We start from the raw sequence: 16,965 nt of genomic DNA, 5'->3' as shown, positions 1-16,965 counted from the left end.
CCCTCTGAAGCTTAAAATTTTGTTTAACTGTTATTTTTTATTAGAATTCTTATATTTAAATATTGTATCATTTAAATATAGTAAAAACCCTTATAACTTAAATTTATTTATACTATCTAGCATTTTTACTGACATATTATTTAATTGTTCAGCTGAATCAGCAACTCCCTTAGAAGTTTCAGTCATATTATAGGTAGATGCTGAAATCTCCTCTGATGCTGCTGATACCTCTTCTGATACAGCAGACACTTCTTCCACACTATTTAATATAATATTTTTTTCTGTTTCCATAGCTTTAGAGTAATCGTTTACCTCGTTAATCTTAGGAATTATATCTACTATAGAAATTGATATTGAGTTAAATGATGTTAATGTTTTTTCTACTATCTCTTGTTGTTTACTAAATTCATTGTTTATATATTCTGAGCCATCAATAATTTTATCGGAATCCTTCTCAATTTGAAGTAATATTTCTTTTATACTATCAGAAGAATCTTTACTTTGCTCAGATAATTTTCTTACCTCATCTGCAACTACAGCAAATCCTCTTCCTGCTTCTCCAACTCTCGCTGCTTCAATAGCTGCATTTAATGCTAATAAGTTAGTTTGCTCTGAAATTCCATCTATCATATAAATTATTTCAGTGGCTTCTTTTACCCTAACTCCTAAGTTCTTTATAACTAAGTTAAAATCGTTAAAAGTTTCTTTAAGATCTTTCATAAAGTTTATCATTTCTTGCATATCTTTATTATTTTCTTTTGTCATAGAATCTATTTTGTTAGTGTTTTCATATACATCTTCTACAGACACTATTATTTTGTTTATTTTCTCATTAAATTCATTTAAAACATTACTAATATCAGCTAGTCTCTCTGCCTGATTACTTGCTCCCTTTGAGGTATCCTCTATAGCATCAGATACCTCTTTTGAAGATGCCACCATTTCTTCTGAGGATGAGGCTAGTCTTTCTGCCTCTTCTTCAATATTAACTGACTCTTCCTTAATATTACTTAAAATACCCCTTATAGAATCTTGCATAACCTTGGAGCACTTAATTATATCTCCAACTTCATCTTTTAAATTTAAATATTTATTATCTATATCCTGTGTAAAATCTCCATCACCCAAGGCTTTTAAATATTTTTGAGTATACTCTATAGGTTTTGTAATCCTTGCCGATACCAAAAATCCTATAATCATAGCAACTATAATTGAGATTATAACCACAATTAATATTAGATTTTTGATTCTATTTGCACTATCATAAAATTCATGTTTAGGTACTAGGGTTACATATTTCCACCCTAAGTTTTTGTCACTACCTTCAATTAATTTTACTACATAAGTTTCTCCATTTTGTAATTTTGATTCAAAGCCATCCTTTGGAAAAGAAGCTATATCTTTTAAATTATTTATATTTAAATCTTTAATATTTTTAAGTGCTAGGTCGGAACTTTTAGGATGAGCTAATATAGTTCCATTCTTATCTAGTAATATTAAATACCCTTCTTGTCCTAACTTAATTTGTTTTGTCATATTTTGAATATCTTCAAGACTCATATCAAAGCCAAGTACCCCTTTAAACTTTTCCGAATCATTTTTTATAAAGGTACTGCAGGATATAACCATTTCATTATTAGAGTTTTTATATACATCTGAATAAATAACTTCTCCCTTTTTCTCCTTTGCAGATGAATACCAATCCCTTGTTCTAGAATCATATCCTTCCTTTCTATCCGCTGCAGGATACTGAAGATATCCCCCATTTTCCTCAGCGCCTACAAATGTAGCTGAAATTTGTGGATGAGATTCAGTGAAATTTTTAAGGTCTACATACAAAGACTTCTCAAAATTATTAGACTTCATAGGTTCCATTGGTACTTTGCCATTAATGCCCTTTTTATTTATATATTCCGTAATATTTTTATCTATGGATTTAACTTGAGAATCATTAGCTAGCATACTTATATTCTCTTTTATGTTATCAGTATAATTACTTAAGGTTCTATCCATCTGTAAAATCTGTTCAGAAATCGTATTTTTATAGGTGTCGTAAGTCTGATTTTTTACATAGTTGTATACTATAGTTCCTATAAACCCTAAAGACATGGTTATTAAAATAGATAATATAGCTACTATCTTAAACTTTACACTCCTAACTCTTATCTTATGTGCCTGCTTTTTCATCTAATCCCTCTTTCCTTATTTATTTTTATATATTATTATCGAGTCTTTTTCCTATTCTTTATAGGTTTTAGACTTTATTCTTGTATAATATTATTTAATATAAATTATTATTTGTTTAAAATGTTGTATAAAGATACATCATTTTCTTTTTTTTAGAAGGATTTTATAAATACTTGTAGAATATATTCTTTAGTATTTATTTCCAACAAAATTTCTAAGGGGAGGCCTTTTTGTGAATGTATTAAATTGTAATAAAACTGAAGTTCTGAAGTGTGGAGAGAATATAAATTCAAATGAACTCTTAGAAAAATATAGTATCATGCTAAATGCTTTAAATAACTGTGCAGATATTCTTTGTATTACTACTATTGATGGATATATGACATATTTAACCCCTTCATGTACTAAAGTTCTAGGATATGAGTTAGAGGAACTTATGGGGAAATGCATTTTTCAATTTATTCATGAGAACTATATAAAAATATTTAAAAAAGAATTTAAAGATATGCTTATACACAATAAAGAAAAAAATATAAGACTCTTATTTAAAAATAAAAATGATGACTTTGTTTGGCTGGAAGGACTATACAAATGTATTTTTGATAGTAACGAAAGAATTTGTGGAGTAATGTTTTCTCTACGGGATATAGAAAAACAAGTTCAATACGAAAAGAAGCTAAATGAAAGCGAGGAAAAATTTAGGAAACTAGTTGATCTTATGCCCTATGGGGTATATATAATAAAACATGAAAATATCTTATATTGTAATGACATTGGATTAAAATATTTTAAATGTGAAGATCAAGAATCAATTTTACATAAAAATATTTTAGATTTTGTAATTCCACATCCAGATTATGAAGCGGATTTTTATACAAAAACCATCCCTAACATAAATAATGGATTTCTTCCTTTAACTAAAGAAAAATTTATAAGAAAAAAAGATAATAAAATCATAGAATTAGAAACCATAATTACAGACTTTGCATATAAAGATGATCAAAGTAAAATAGTTGTTACAAGAGATATAACAAATGAGATGAATGCAAAAGACCTTTCAAAAAAAATTGAGGAAAAAGATAAGCTTATAGATGAAACTCTAGCCTATGATAAATTAAGGACCGAATTTTTCGCTAATATATCTCATGAACTTAGAACCCCAATTAATGTTATGTATTCTGCCCTTCAACTTTTAAATCTTGAACTTACAAAAGAATGCGAATCTTTTAATGAAAATAGCAAGTTATATAAAAGAATGGATACTATAAAACAAAATTGTTTTAGACTTATGAGGTTAATAAATAATTTAATAGATTCAACTAAAATAGACTCCGGATATTATAAACTTGAATTAGTTAAATGCAATATAGTTAGTGTAGTTGAGAATATAACTTTATCCGTAGCTGAATTTGTAGAAAGCAAAGGATTATCTTTAATATTTGATACTGATGTGGAAGAAAAGCTTATATTTTGTGACCCTGATAAAATAGAAAGGATTATTTTAAATCTTATCTCTAATTCCGCAAAGTTCACTGAAAAAGGAGGTATATTAGTAAAAATTAAAGATAAACAAGATCATGTATTAATCAGTGTAAAAGATACTGGTATAGGAGTCCCTAAAGAAAAGATAAATACTATATTTCAAAGGTTTATCCAAACAGATAAAAAATTAAAAGGAGAAAAAGAAGGAAGTGGTATAGGTCTTAGTCTAGTAAACTCTCTCGTTGCCATGCACGGCGGGGAAATATTTTTAAAGAGCAAAGCAGGAAAGGGAAGTAAATTCACAATAAAACTTCCTTGCAAAAACCTTGAATATAATAATGTTCAAGATAACATTTCTATAGATGATGTTTCTAATCCATTGCTTTTAGATGATAAAATTGAAAAATTTAAAATTGAACTTTCAGATATATATATATAAAATTATTTATGTATATACATCTATATATATGATTTCAACTAAGATTAAAATTTGAGAATTGTTAATTTTATATTTTCAATTCTCAAATTTTAATTTTCTTTATCCCATGACTATTTGCCCTATTAATTTGTAATATCTAAAATAATTCCTATAAGCTCATCTTTTTTTAAAGACTTTAAATATTTTATTTTATCATCTTTAAGCTCTTTACTTTTAAGCTTTTCTATTCTGCGTTTTATACTTTCCTGATTTTCATTGCTTATTTCCTTATAAAAATTATCCTCATGAAGTTCTCTACCCACGATCTCTTTAGTACTGCACTTTTCTATTGTAGCTCCATAAACCATAATATTATGTATAAAGTCTTTTTTCTTTAATACCTTTGAAACTTCATCCTTTAAATTTATATTCTCTACTACTAATTTCTCTGTCTTTAATAGTTTATCTACTGCACTGGTAAGTTCTAATCCTGCTGCCACTTTTGCATAGTTATCTGTAATCTCATTAAATAAATCTCCTGTATGACTATCTACCTTAACAAAAATAACTTCCAAATTATTTTCTTCCCTATAATTATTAAACTTTTCATGATAATCTTTTGAAGAGGAGTCTTTTCTATCCCAAGTTCCTATGGCATGATGAAAAATTCCTTCATAGTCATGAAAAATTACTATTTTACTTTTTCCACTTTTAATTGCATATTCATAGGCTCTTAAAGCTCCTTTTAATTCACCTAAGATTTGCCTTAATCTACTTTCTGAACTATCCTCTGCAACTCCATTTTCCATATATTTAATTATATTATTTTCTACTGCTACTAGCCCATAGGAATATTTTTTTGTTGAAGTATTATAACTACCATCTACATATATATGCATACAATCTTCCGGATAAAAATCTACCCCTTTTATAAGAAGCTTCTTATCATCTTTTAAATACTCTTTAGCCTCATCTAGACTCTGGAAACTTTTATACTTAGCACCCTTAACACCCTTAACTAACCCTAGACAACTATTCCAGTCCATAACTATTTTATTTTGAACTCTTTCACCTTTTTTAAAATCAAAACCTTCTTTTATAGCATATACTTTTTTACCCATTTCTACACCCTTTCCAAATAATCTTTCATACTTATAAAATTTCATTATTTCTGTAGTAAATATTACGTTAAAAAGTTTTAATATTTGAGCATAGCGAGTTTTAAAACTTTAGTGATATTTACGGAAGAAATAATAAAAATTCTTAATGTAGCAAGTCAGTGATGAATTGACTCTCATACCAACGCTTTACTCCAACATATGCTTAAAATAAAAAGTAATATACAAAAAATAGTCCTTATACATAATTTTTATTTTTACTTTATGCTCTTATTATAATATAATTTATATAAACCTTATACAAATAATTTCAAGGAGTGAATAAAATGAGTATAGCAGACAAGCAATATCTTGAAATAGCTGAAAATATAATCCATAATGGATATTACGATCAAAATAGAACAGGTATTGCTACATACAAATTGCCTCACAAAATAATGCAATTTGATTTAGAAAAAGAATTTCCAATATTAACAACTAAATTTGTAGCATTTAAAACCGCTGTAAAAGAACTTTTATGGATATATAGAGATCAATCTAACGATGTTAAAAAATTACATGAAGAAAATGTTCATATATGGGATGAATGGACTTTAGATGATGGAACTATTGGAACAGCTTATGGATGGGTTGTAAAAAAATATGACCAAATAGATAAATTAATAGAAACTCTAAAAACAAATCCACAAGATAGAAGAATGATGATAAACCTATGGCAAATTCCTCATATTAATACAGGTGCTCTTCCACCATGTGCATTTCTTACTATGTGGGATGTTTCAGATGGAAGATTAAATTGTATGCTTGTACAAAGAAGTGCTGATTTTTGCTTAGGTGTTCCATTTAACATGACTCAATATGCAGTTCTTGTACACTTGGTTGCACAGGTTACAGGCTTAAAGCCAGGCTTATTTACTCATGTAATGAATAACGCTCATATCTATGAAAATCACCTAGAAGGTATAAAACTTCAACTAAGTAAAAAAGATGAACAATATGATGCTCCAAAACTTTGGATAAATCCAGAGGTTAAGAACTTCTACGATTTCAAATCAGAGGACATAAAATTAATTGAATATAAAAATCACGGAAAAATTTCTATGGAGGTTGCTATTTAATATGTTATCTATAATTGTTGCTATTGCAAATAACAACGTAATAGGAAAAGACAATAAGCTAATTTGGCACATTCCCGAAGACTTAAAAAGATTTAAAAACATTACTATGGGAAAAAAACTTATTATGGGGAAAAATACTTTTGAATCCCTTCCTGGAATACTACCCGGAAGAGAACACATTATTTTAACAAGGGATGAAGACTATAAGGTAGACAATGAAAATGTAAAAATTATTAATGATGTAACAGAATTGGCTCCTTATATAACAGATGAAGAAGAACATTTTGTAGTTGGTGGAGGAGTTATATATTCCCTTCTACTTCCTTATAGCTCAAAGCTATATATAACTAGAATATATGAAACCTTTAAAGGAGATACTTTTTTCCCTGAATACGATGAAAGTTGTTGGGAGCTTATAGAATCTAAAAAAGGTCTTCAAAATGAAGAAAATCCTTATGACTACGATTATCTAACTTACAATCGCAAAATAGCAGAGGAATAGGGCTTAATTATAAAGTTCATAAAGCCTTAAACTTAGAACCTAGATAAGATATTTTAATAAATATCTTATCTATAAAAATAAATGGATTGCTAATTTACTTAGTAATCCATTTATTTTCATATTTTTTATTTTGTTTATTTTGTTTATCTTGTTTGTTTTGTTTATATCGTTTACTTTGTTTATTTTGTTCATTTGTTCTATTTTCCTATTTCATTTATTGCCACCTGTGAATATACCTTTTTAAACATATCATCCTCATAATTCACATAAGTTTGTAGATACCCAAGTCCATCTGCACTATATGTTCCTGTAATTCTTTGCAAGGTAAGGAGTCCAAACTTACTTTTAAGACCAAAGGTTGGGTATATAGGAAATAATGTATTTAACCCTGAAACATCTCCTTTTGCTGGCTTTATAAGATTTCCATTTTTATCGTAAAATTGATCTAAATATTCTCTATTTCTGTGGCTTATATCTATACTATACCTTTCCTTGCCATCTTCACTTATAATTTCTACCCTATAATTATTTCTATAAATTGCCTCATATTTTTGATTTTGACTAAAATCTTCATAATCGAAAATTTTAACGAAATTTCCATTTCTAAAGGTAAACATATAGTAGAAATAAAATCCCCCGCTTCCTCCTGAAGCTATGCTAACTAAGATATCTTCTTTCCCGTCTCCTGTAAAATCAGCTAAAAATAAATTAGCTTCATATCCTGCATTGCTTTTCATATCCATATAGTAGGTTTTCTTAGTCTTTCCATCTTCCACCAAAACTCTAATATCTTCTTTAAAATTAGGTGATCCCTTTACACCTTTTCCTAATAGATATACATTATCAGGAACACCATCTCCTGTAACATCTCCTTTTTTAAAGTCTAAGATCTCATAATTATCTATAACCTTTTGAGGTACAGGCTGCTTTTCAGCTCTCTTATAGTAATCACTGTATTTATCCTCTTTATTATCCTCTTCACAAAGACTATACCCCTTAATCTTTTCACATTGATTATATTCTTCATAAAGATTATAATCCTTTATATTTTCATATTGGTTATGTTCTTCACAAAAATTATACCCCTTCATTTGTTCATCTTTATTATTCTCATATATACTCTTAGGTGGCTGGACATTTCTATAAGGAATGTCTCCTACTGTAAAAGTTCTTTTAAAAATTATAGGAATATTTATATACATCGATTTCCTCCTAAAACTTCACATTCACTATATACTATGCTTGCCACTTAAAATTGTACTTATTTATATATTCATCTTAAGTCCATTTTCTTTAAACTACTTACCTTCATATTCATTGCCAAAGGTCTTATATATACTTATATATTCATCTTAAGTCCATTCTTTTTAAGCCAAGAATCCTTAGATTTATAGTCTGGCATTATATGCTTAACTAAATCCCAAAAGTCCTTTGAATGATTTTTATGTACCATATGACACATCTCATGAATCACCACATATTCTATTACTTCACGATCTGCCATAGATATTCTAAAATTAAATAGGATTTTATTTTTATATGTGCAACTCCCCCATCTACTCTTTTGATCCTTCACTACAACTTCTATAGGCTTCATTGAAAAATAGGTCTGAAATTTCTTTATTGCTTGTCGAACTTCTTTAGTAGTTTGCTCCTTATAAAAATTCACAAGTAACCTTTTTATATACTCACCTTCAATGTTTGGACTTGTAACATAGAGCTTTTTATTTTTATTATCCACCTCTACCCTGCAGAGCTTCGGATTCTTTTCCACAATTAAAGAGTACTCATCCCCAAGATACAAAAATTTCTCCCCAGTTTTATATTCTCTATTTATATATTCTTCTAAGTTTTCTTTATAAAAATCTAACTGCTTTTCAATCCATATACGTTTTTCATCAATTACTTCTCTTATCTTCTGTTCATCCTTTAAAAATTTTGGAGAAACCACTTCTATGGTATCAGAATCTTTTATACTTAATTTAAGTGTTTTCCTCTCTCTAAACTCTACTTTTACCTTAGCTATACCCTTGCTATATGTATAATCAAATTCCATAAATCCCCCTCTTAACTATTAGTCTATTTTACTAAGATGAATTAACTTCTATATTAATATTTTCATGTAAACAGCCTTATATAAATATCATAACAGAAATTTCGGTCTGAATAAAATTTTACTTTATTACAATAATCTTAATACATAAGATAAAGTTGGCTCCTTGTATATTTATAAAGTTTTAAAATTTAATAAAAAATAACTTAGGATATTTTCACATCTCATCCTAAGTTATATGATTTCTTATCCATGACTATCCCCTTTAATACTTCCATGGCATTCTATGAAAGCACTTCCTAGCAAATCGAAGATTGGGACTCTCTGCTTTTCTTCAAAGTAAGAGAAAAGAGCCACAACATCCCTGCATAAGGATTTCACCTAAAGGATAACAACTTCTAAGGAGTGAACCCCGTAAGAACTCTGTTAATAAGTTTTAGAGAGAGTAAAAACTCTCTCTAAAGGCAAAAACTCTGTTTATATTAAGAATATATATTATTATCTTTAGACTTTTCCTCTTCTTTTTTTACTTTTTCTAGATAATTAGTTTGGTTAATAATATTATTTTCAAAGGATTCTACTGCATTTTTTGTAAAATTCCCTACCTTCTTCATATTACTGAATTTTTCATTTGAGTTCTTCATATTATCACCCCTCTGATAATATTGTTTCCATTTATCTTAAATAAAATCTTATTATAGATTGTTATCTTTTATTAAATTTGCCATCTCAATAGCTGTTACAGCAGCTTCGTATCCTTTGTTTCCTGCCTTAGTTCCAGCTCTTTCTATAGCTTGTTCAATATTTTCTGTAGTTAATACTCCAAATATTACTGGAACTTCTTCATCTAAGCTAACTTTAGAAATTCCTTTTGATACCTCTGAACTTACATATTCAAAATGTGTTGTTGCACCTCTAATTACTGCTCCTAGGCATATAACCCCATCATACTTTTTACTCTTTGCAAGCTTTTTAGCTATAAGTGGAATTTCAAAAGCCCCTGGCACCCATGCAATATCTATGTTTTCTTGCTCAACTCCATGTCTACTTAAAGCATCTAAAGATCCAGATAATAATTTTCCTCCTATAAACTCATTAAATCTGCTAATTACTATAGCAAACCTCAAGCCTTGTCCAGTTAATTTTCCTTCATATATCATATTAATACCCCCATTTTTTAAGATTTTAAATCTATACTAAAACAAAAAACCTATTTATTTTGCTTCTAAATGTAATAAATGACCCATTTTTTCTTTTTTAGTTTTTAAATAATAAATATTTTTTTCATTTTGATTCATCTCAATTGGAACTCTTTCTACCGCCTTAACTCCATACTCTTCTATGCCACTTATTTTTTTAGGATTATTAGTCATAAGTTTTATATTTTTAACCCCAAGGTCTTTTAAAATTTGTGCACTTATGCCATAATCTCTTAAATCTTCTGGAAATCCTAAGGCTAAGTTTGCCTCTACGGTATCCATACCCTTGTCTTGAAGTTTATAAGCTTTTACTTTGTTTACAAGCCCTATGCCTCTCCCTTCTTGTCTCATATATAAAATAATCCCTCTTCCTTCCCTCTCTATTGCTTCCATAGCTTTTGATAGTTGCTCTCCGCAGTCACATCTTAAAGAACCAAATACATCTCCTGTTAAACATTCAGAATGAACTCTAACCAATATAGGCTCTTCTCCCTTAACCTCACCTTTAACTAAAGCTATATGATGTTCTCCATTAATTTTATTTACATAAGCTACAATTTTAAAATCACCATATTTTGTAGGAAGTTCTGCCTGTGAAGCTGCTTCTATAATTTTTTCATTTTTTATTCTATATTTTATTAAATCTTCTATGGTAATTATTTTTAAACCATGTTCTTTTACAAACTTTTTTAACTCTGGAGTTCTTGCCATGGTTCCATCTTCATTCATAATTTCACATATAACCCCTGCTTCTTTCAATCCTGCCATTCTTGCAAGATCTACCGCTGCCTCTGTGTGTCCTTGTCTAACTAGCACGCCACCCTCTCTAGCTTTAAGTGGAAACATATGTCCTGGTCTTCTAAAATCCTCTGGTGTTATATTGTTTTGTAAAACTTTTTGTACTGTTAGAGCCCTTTCAAAAGCTGAAATTCCTGTAGTAGTTTCTCTATAATCTATAGATACTGTAAAAGCTGTTTCATGATTATCCGTATTTTTATATACCATAGGTTCTAATTTTAGTTTTTCTATATAATATTGGCTCATAGGCATACAAACTAACCCTCTTGCATTTTTCACCATAAAATTAATATGTTCTGAAGTCAGTTTTTCAGCTGCTACAACTATATCTCCCTCATTTTCTCTATTTTCATCATCTATTATAACAACCATTTTTCCCTCTTTAATATCTTGTATCGCCTCTTCAATAGTATTAAACATATTTAAATCTTTAGCTAAAAGTTCTATAAACTTATAGCTAAAGTACACCCCCTTTTAAGTTGTTTTAAATTATTTCTAGGTTCAATATCCAATGCTTAAATTAATATTTAGTTACGTGACCACTATTTTATCCCACCACTAAAAGATAGGAGTACTATATACAATAGTCATCATATAAAGCCATACTTACTTAAAAAATCTAAATTAACTTCTGACTCTTCTTCCTTAGGTTCCTTTAATAAAATTTTCTCAATATATTTAGCCATAATATCTGATTCTAAATTGATACTATCTCCAGTTTTCTTATGAATTAAAGTTGTCTCTTCTTTTGTATGAGGTATTATACATACAGTAAAGGATTTATTATCTAGACTTACTACAGTTAGACTTATGCCATCTATAGTAATTGAACCTTTTTCCACTACATATTTTAAAATATTAGACGGAACTTTAATTTTTATAAATAATCCGTTTTCTTCCTTTCTCATACTTTCTATAATTCCAATACCATCAACATGTCCTAAAACTATATGTCCACCTAACCTAGAATTTAAACTCAAAGCCCTCTCAAGATTTACTAAGTCTCCTATGGAAAGTTCCTTTAAATTTGTCCTCTCCATTGTCTCTGGAGTTACGTCTAAGGTAAACTGTCCCCTATGAAAAGAAGTTACCGTAAGGCACACCCCATTAGTGCAAATACTATGTCCTATTTCCATATCTTCTAAAATCTTTTTAGCTTTTATCTTTAAGGAACAACTCTTTCCCCCCTTATTAATTGCACAAACTTCTCCCACCTCTTCTACTATTCCTGTAAACATATTCTCCCCTTCTTTTATTTATTTTTATTTGTTTTTATTTATCTTGATATATATTTAAAACCCCTATTTAAAACTAAATTTTTAAATATATATTAAGATATATTTTTTAGATTTGTCTTAAGTCTCCTACTTTTGAATTTTTCCTCTAATAAGAATATCTTTTTCAAACTTTCTTATCTTTAAACTTTCTAAGTTTATGCAGTCCTTTATAAACTCTATCCCACCTCCTCCTACTGGTGTTTTACTATTAATCCCACCTATTATTTTAGGTGAAATAAATGCAAGAACTTCATCTACTAACTTACCTTCTAGGAAGGAATATGCAACCTCACCACCCCCTTCAATCAATATGCTATTTATATTCATACTTCCTAGACTTTTCATTAAAAATTCTGTATCCATTTTGCCATTTTTAATAGGTCCTACAATTACATCGACTCCCATAGCTTGTAAAACGCTTACCTTATCACTTTCAGCCTTTTCAGAGGTATAAATTATGGGTTTTACCTCACCATTTAAAACCTTACTATGTAGCGGAATTCTACAATGTGTATCTAGAATTATAGGAATTGGGCTCTTTCCACTACAAAGTCTTACATTTAATGATGGATCATCTTTTATAACCGTATTTACTCCTACCATTATGCCTGAAACTGAACTCCTTAATTTATGCACATAAGTTCTACTGTCTTCCCCTGTTATCCACTTTGAATCCCCATTACTTGTTGCTATTTTGCCATCTAAGGTCATAGCCCATTTTAAAATCACATAAGGAAGTCCTGTAGTTATATGTTTTACAAATATTTTATTTAGTTCAGTACACCTATCTCCTAAAACTCCCACCTTTACTTCTATTCCATTTTCCTCTAGAAACCTTATTCCTCTTCCACTAACTATAGGGTTAGGATCTTTTATACCTACAACCACTTTTTTTATTTTTTTCTCTATAATAGCCTTTGCACAAGGAGGGGTTTTACCATAATGAGAACATGGCTCTAAATTAACATACAAAGTAGCTCCCTCTACATCCTCTCCTTTAAGTTCTGCATCTTTAAAAGCTTCTATTTCAGCATGATAACTTCCATAATACTTATGGTAGCCTTTTCCTAAAATTTTATTATTTTTCACTATGATAGCCCCAACTAAAGGATTAGGATTTGTACATCCCCTTCCTTTATTCGCTAAAGCTATGACCCTTTCCATATAAAATTCATCCTTACTTTTTTTATTGCTTTCTCCCTTCAAAGCTTCACTCCCCATTCCAATAAATCTACTTATTTTTATTTGCCTTTATCAAAGATTTTGTTGACATTTCTCTCTATCACAGACTTTTATTTAAATGCTAAAAAAGCCCTGAATCAAATTCAGGGCTTTTTAGCATATTAAAATCTTATGTTCACCTAATCATAAACTTCGCAACAAAACTCATTTAAATTAATTATTGTAAATTTACAATAAAAATTTGCATAAGTTAATTTTCTGTTTATTAAATAAGATTATAAACATAATTCTATTTCCTTCTTCCATCCAGACTTTACTGTCGGCCTCGGAGTTTCACCGAATCTGCCAAATAATTTGGCTCGCGGGCTATACCGCCGGTTGGGAATTTCACACCACCCTGAAGTAATATTTTATATTTAGTTTTTAAATTTAGTTAGACTTTGGTTTTATATCTTCATAAATATACTTTTGGATATCATTTTTAGCCTCATCTAAATCACATATATTATAATAAATATTATTAATCTTTTTTCCTTCGCATTTACCTTTTAATGGGAATTGTTGCTGTTCTAAATTTCCTATATCTAATTTCATAACATCCATACCTAAACTTAATATTTCAGAAGAACTTAAGGATGTTTTCACATTTGGAAGCATCTCTGTTATTAATCCTGCATATTTTGTAGGACTAATCTTTTGAGCTTTTTTGAGCATTTGAGAAAGTACATATCTTTGTCTCTCAGCTCTTCTTTCGTCTCCACCTGATGTATATCTTATTCTACAATATGCTACTGCTTGTAATCCATTTAAAGTTTGTTTTCCTGTTTTAGTCACTGGAGTTGGTTCTATTTTTTCTATTTTGGCTATATCTCTTATGTATCCGTTTATGTATTTTAATTCTTCACTAGTAATATTTGTTTCTATACCACCAATAGTATCAATTACTTTTCTTAGTCCATAAAAATTTATAGATGCAAAGTCCTCAATAGCTAGTCCAAAGTTTTTATTTATAGTTCCTACTGCAAGCTCTGGCCCTCCAAAGTGATATGCATGATTTATCTTATCCATGCCTCTTCCTTTTATATCTACATAAGTATCTCTTATAATTGAGGATATCTTTATTTTATTTCTCTCTTTATCTATAGTTACAACCATTATAGAGTCAGATCTTGGATCATCTTTTCCATCTACTTCTCTACTATCAAGTCCAAATAAAGCTATATTAGTAATGTTTTTATCTTTATGCTTTTCCTTTATTTTTTTGCCTTCTTCTGTAATTTCTACATTGTTTATTTCTTGTTTCTTTACAGAATTCAGTTTGTTCCATATGTACCCAAAGGCTACCACTGCAGATACTAGTAATACAGCAATAAGTGAAGTTACAACTATTAATGCCTTCCTTTTTTTTCTTTTCTTTTGAATCATCTGCTGCCTTCTTGTTTGCCTTGCCATGCTTTCATCTCCTATTCCAGTAGTTCTTAACTTTTAAGTTAACTTTCCTTATTAATATTACTTAAAAAATATATGTTTTTCAATAACTAAATACAGTATTTTTAATAAATTTACATTTATGATATTTCATATACATATATTATAGTTACCACAACTTAAAATATGGAATATCTCTTCCTTACTTATTTCTTTTGTATATATATATTATAACTCTTATATACATATAAAGGTTTACAAATTAGTAACTACGATTATCTAATAAAATGATTTAAAGTAGTACTAAATAAGTACTACTTTAAATCCTAATTTTATAGTAATCACTAATTATTTATTATCTATTTTAAATGAACTCTTTAGAGAAACTATTCTGTTAAACACAACTTTATCTTCTTTAGAATTTTTAGGATCTACATTAAAGTATCCATGTCTAAAGAATTGGAATTTGTCTCCCGGCTTAACATCTTTCATATTCTCTTCAATATATCCATTTAATATTTGTAGGGAGTTTGGATTTATAGCTTCTAGGAAATTATCCCCCTCTTTTTCTTCATCTAAAATTAATGGCTCATATAATCTAAATTCTGCTGGAACTGCATCTTTTGCATTTACCCAATGAATTGTTCCCTTAACTTTTCTTCCTGTAAATCCGGTTCCACTTTTTGTCTCTGGATCATAGGTACAATGAATTTCTATAACTTTTCCATTTTCATCTTTTATAAAATCATTACATTTTATAAAGTATGCACCTTTTAGTCTTACTTCGTTACCTTTAAATAATCTAAAGTACTTTTTAGGAGGTTCTTCCATAAAGTCCTCTTCCTCTATAAATATTTCTCTTGAAAATGGAACTAGTCTTTTGCCCATAGACTCATCATCTGGATTATTTTCAAGTTCTAACATTTCCACTTCATCCTCAGGATAGTTTGTTATAACTACCTTTAAAGGTTTTAAAACAGCCATAGTTCTTGGCGCTTTTGAGTTTAAATCTTCTCTTATGAAGTGCTCAAGCATTTGAGAATCAACTATACTATTATTTTTAGCAACCCCTATTTCTCTGCAGAAATTTTTAATGGATTCAGGAGTATAGCCTTTCCTTCTTAATCCTGATATAGTAGGCATACGTGGATCATCCCAACCATCTACTATATTGTTATCTACTAATAATTTTAGTTTTCTCTTACTCATTACGGTATTTGTCATATTCAATCTTGCAAATTCTATTTGTTGTGGCACTTTTTCCATTTCACATTCTCTAACTACCCAATCATAAAGTGGTCTATGATCTTCAAATTCAAGGGAACATATAGAATGAGTTATTCCTTCTATAGCATCTTCTAGTGGATGTGCATAATCATACATTGGATATATACACCACTTATTTCCTGTATTGTGATGCTCAGCATGTGCTATTCTATATATTATAGGATCTCTCATATTTATATTTGGAGAGGACATATCTATTTTAGCTCTTAATACCTTTGAGCCATCTTCAAATTCACCTTTAGCCATTCTTTCAAATAAATCTAGATTTTCTTCTATACTTCTATTTCTATAAGGACTCTCTTTTCCAGGCTGGGTTAAAGTACCTCTATATTCTTTTATTTCTTCTGGTGTAAGGTCACATACATATGCCTTTCCCTTTTTAATTAAAATAATTGCCTTTTCATACATTGTATCAAAATAGTTAGAGGCAAAATGTAATTCATTCCATTGATAACCAAGCCATTTTACATCCTCTTTTATAGCCTCTACATATTCTGTATCCTCTTTAATTGGATTTGTATCATCAAATCTTAAATTTGTCTTACCATTAAATTCTTTTGCAAGTTCAAAATTTAAAACAATAGATTTCGCATGACCTATATGTAAATATCCATTTGGTTCTGGAGGAAACCTTGTTAATATATCCTTATGTTTTCCTGATGCTAAATCTTCTTTTACTATGTTCTTAATAAAATTAGATGAACTAGTCACGTTCTCCATACTTCACCCTTCTTTCTGATCTACTATTGTATTGGTCACTAATCAAAGTTTGTAATTTTTTATTAAATAATATTTTATCTAATATCTTCCATAATCACAAATTACATATTTTATTATTGTATTTAATATTTATCGTATTCTTTACAGTAAAAATTATATATATTTAAAAATTAACATATTTATTATATCAAATATT

14 protein-coding genes and 1 riboswitch are annotated in these 16,965 nt (G+C 28.9%); of the genes, 3 read left to right on the top strand and 11 right to left on the bottom strand.

Going from position 1 to position 16,965, the window contains the following annotated elements; genetic code table 11:
- Positions 1-90: 90 nt before the first annotated feature.
- On the bottom strand, positions 91-2,187 hold the full coding sequence (locus FNZ64_RS06895; protein WP_142414103.1) for a methyl-accepting chemotaxis protein: 2,097 nt from the start codon (positions 2,185-2,187) through the stop codon (positions 91-93).
- 232 nt (positions 2,188-2,419) lie between these two features.
- Between FNZ64_RS06895 and FNZ64_RS06890 the strand changes: the two genes are divergently transcribed.
- Positions 2,420-4,108: a PAS domain-containing sensor histidine kinase gene (locus FNZ64_RS06890; protein ID WP_142414102.1), complete on the top strand. Its 1,689-nt coding sequence runs from the start codon at positions 2,420-2,422 to the stop codon at positions 4,106-4,108.
- A 122-nt stretch (positions 4,109-4,230) separates the two neighbouring features.
- Here the strand turns inward: FNZ64_RS06890 and FNZ64_RS06885 are convergent, their stop codons facing one another.
- On the bottom strand, positions 4,231-5,253 hold the full coding sequence (locus tag FNZ64_RS06885) for a ribonuclease H1 domain-containing protein (protein WP_243129219.1): 1,023 nt from the start codon (positions 5,251-5,253) through the stop codon (positions 4,231-4,233).
- Positions 5,254-5,531: 278 nt separating this feature from the next.
- Between FNZ64_RS06885 and FNZ64_RS06880 the strand changes: the two genes are divergently transcribed.
- Entirely contained in the window at positions 5,532-6,323 is a 792-nt protein-coding gene (locus tag FNZ64_RS06880) for a thymidylate synthase (protein WP_142414101.1), read from the top strand.
- Position 6,324: 1 nt separating this feature from the next.
- The gene (locus tag FNZ64_RS06875) at positions 6,325-6,825 is read left to right on the top strand and encodes a dihydrofolate reductase (protein WP_142414100.1); all 501 of its coding nucleotides are present in this window, start codon (positions 6,325-6,327) and stop codon (positions 6,823-6,825) included.
- A gap of 197 nt (positions 6,826-7,022) precedes the next feature.
- Here the strand turns inward: FNZ64_RS06875 and FNZ64_RS06870 are convergent, their stop codons facing one another.
- From FNZ64_RS06870 to FNZ64_RS06835, 9 genes are all read right to left on the bottom strand, one after another.
- A complete protein-coding gene (locus tag FNZ64_RS06870; RefSeq protein WP_142414099.1) occupies positions 7,023-8,027 on the bottom strand; it encodes a VCBS repeat-containing protein in 1,005 nt (334 codons plus the stop codon).
- A gap of 137 nt (positions 8,028-8,164) precedes the next feature.
- Positions 8,165-8,881, bottom strand: coding sequence for a M48 family metallopeptidase (locus tag FNZ64_RS06865; protein WP_142414098.1), 717 nt, complete (start codon positions 8,879-8,881; stop codon positions 8,165-8,167).
- Between the two features lie 479 nt (positions 8,882-9,360).
- Complete coding sequence (locus tag FNZ64_RS14660; RefSeq protein ID WP_185903706.1) at positions 9,361-9,522, bottom strand: hypothetical protein; 162 nt, start codon at positions 9,520-9,522, stop codon at positions 9,361-9,363.
- A 51-nt stretch (positions 9,523-9,573) separates the two neighbouring features.
- Positions 9,574-10,038, bottom strand: a complete 465-nt coding sequence (gene ribH / locus FNZ64_RS06860; protein WP_142414097.1) for a 6,7-dimethyl-8-ribityllumazine synthase — start codon at positions 10,036-10,038, stop codon at positions 9,574-9,576.
- A 54-nt stretch (positions 10,039-10,092) separates the two neighbouring features.
- Positions 10,093-11,295 (bottom strand): bifunctional 3,4-dihydroxy-2-butanone-4-phosphate synthase/GTP cyclohydrolase II, encoded by a 1,203-nt coding sequence (locus tag FNZ64_RS06855; RefSeq protein WP_142414140.1) that lies wholly within the window; start codon positions 11,293-11,295, stop codon positions 10,093-10,095.
- Between the two features lie 170 nt (positions 11,296-11,465).
- Positions 11,466-12,113: a riboflavin synthase gene (locus FNZ64_RS06850; protein ID WP_142414096.1), complete on the bottom strand. Its 648-nt coding sequence runs from the start codon at positions 12,111-12,113 to the stop codon at positions 11,466-11,468.
- A 126-nt stretch (positions 12,114-12,239) separates the two neighbouring features.
- Positions 12,240-13,358: a bifunctional diaminohydroxyphosphoribosylaminopyrimidine deaminase/5-amino-6-(5-phosphoribosylamino)uracil reductase RibD gene (gene ribD, locus FNZ64_RS06845; protein WP_279233262.1), complete on the bottom strand. Its 1,119-nt coding sequence runs from the start codon at positions 13,356-13,358 to the stop codon at positions 12,240-12,242.
- 266 nt (positions 13,359-13,624) lie between these two features.
- A riboswitch (FMN riboswitch) is annotated at positions 13,625-13,743 on the bottom strand.
- A gap of 20 nt (positions 13,744-13,763) precedes the next feature.
- The gene (locus FNZ64_RS06840) at positions 13,764-14,786 is read right to left on the bottom strand and encodes an LCP family protein (protein ID WP_243129218.1); all 1,023 of its coding nucleotides are present in this window, start codon (positions 14,784-14,786) and stop codon (positions 13,764-13,766) included.
- A gap of 324 nt (positions 14,787-15,110) precedes the next feature.
- Positions 15,111-16,769, bottom strand: a complete 1,659-nt coding sequence (locus tag FNZ64_RS06835) for a glutamine--tRNA ligase/YqeY domain fusion protein (protein ID WP_142414094.1) — start codon at positions 16,767-16,769, stop codon at positions 15,111-15,113.
- Between the last annotated feature and the right edge of the window lie 196 nt (positions 16,770-16,965).

The organism is Hathewaya massiliensis, from assembly GCF_902143515.1.
GTDB lineage: Bacteria > Bacillota > Clostridia > Clostridiales > Clostridiaceae > Hathewaya > Hathewaya massiliensis.
This window is presented reverse-complemented; position numbering and strand designations above follow the sequence as displayed.

What these genes read in the sequence shown, in the direction of transcription:
- FNZ64_RS06895 (WP_142414103.1), bottom strand. Translation starts at nt 2,187, where the DNA reads ATGAAAAAGCAGGCACATAAGATAAGAGTTAGGAGTGTAAAGTTTAAG.
- FNZ64_RS06885 (WP_243129219.1), bottom strand. Translation starts at nt 5,253, where the DNA reads ATGAAATTTTATAAGTATGAAAGATTATTTGGAAAGGGTGTAGAAATG.
- FNZ64_RS06880 (WP_142414101.1), top strand. Translation starts at nt 5,532, where the DNA reads ATGAGTATAGCAGACAAGCAATATCTTGAAATAGCTGAAAATATAATC.
- FNZ64_RS06875 (WP_142414100.1), top strand. Translation starts at nt 6,325, where the DNA reads ATGTTATCTATAATTGTTGCTATTGCAAATAACAACGTAATAGGAAAA.
- FNZ64_RS06870 (WP_142414099.1), bottom strand. Translation starts at nt 8,027, where the DNA reads ATGTATATAAATATTCCTATAATTTTTAAAAGAACTTTTACAGTAGGA.
- FNZ64_RS06865 (WP_142414098.1), bottom strand. Translation starts at nt 8,881, where the DNA reads ATGGAATTTGATTATACATATAGCAAGGGTATAGCTAAGGTAAAAGTA.
- FNZ64_RS14660 (WP_185903706.1), bottom strand. Translation starts at nt 9,522, where the DNA reads ATGAAGAACTCAAATGAAAAATTCAGTAATATGAAGAAGGTAGGGAAT.
- ribH (WP_142414097.1), bottom strand. Translation starts at nt 10,038, where the DNA reads ATGATATATGAAGGAAAATTAACTGGACAAGGCTTGAGGTTTGCTATA.
- FNZ64_RS06855 (WP_142414140.1), bottom strand. Translation starts at nt 11,295, where the DNA reads ATGTTTAATACTATTGAAGAGGCGATACAAGATATTAAAGAGGGAAAA.
- FNZ64_RS06850 (WP_142414096.1), bottom strand. Translation starts at nt 12,113, where the DNA reads ATGTTTACAGGAATAGTAGAAGAGGTGGGAGAAGTTTGTGCAATTAAT.
- FNZ64_RS06840 (WP_243129218.1), bottom strand. Translation starts at nt 14,786, where the DNA reads ATGGCAAGGCAAACAAGAAGGCAGCAGATGATTCAAAAGAAAAGAAAA.
- FNZ64_RS06835 (WP_142414094.1), bottom strand. Translation starts at nt 16,769, where the DNA reads ATGGAGAACGTGACTAGTTCATCTAATTTTATTAAGAACATAGTAAAA.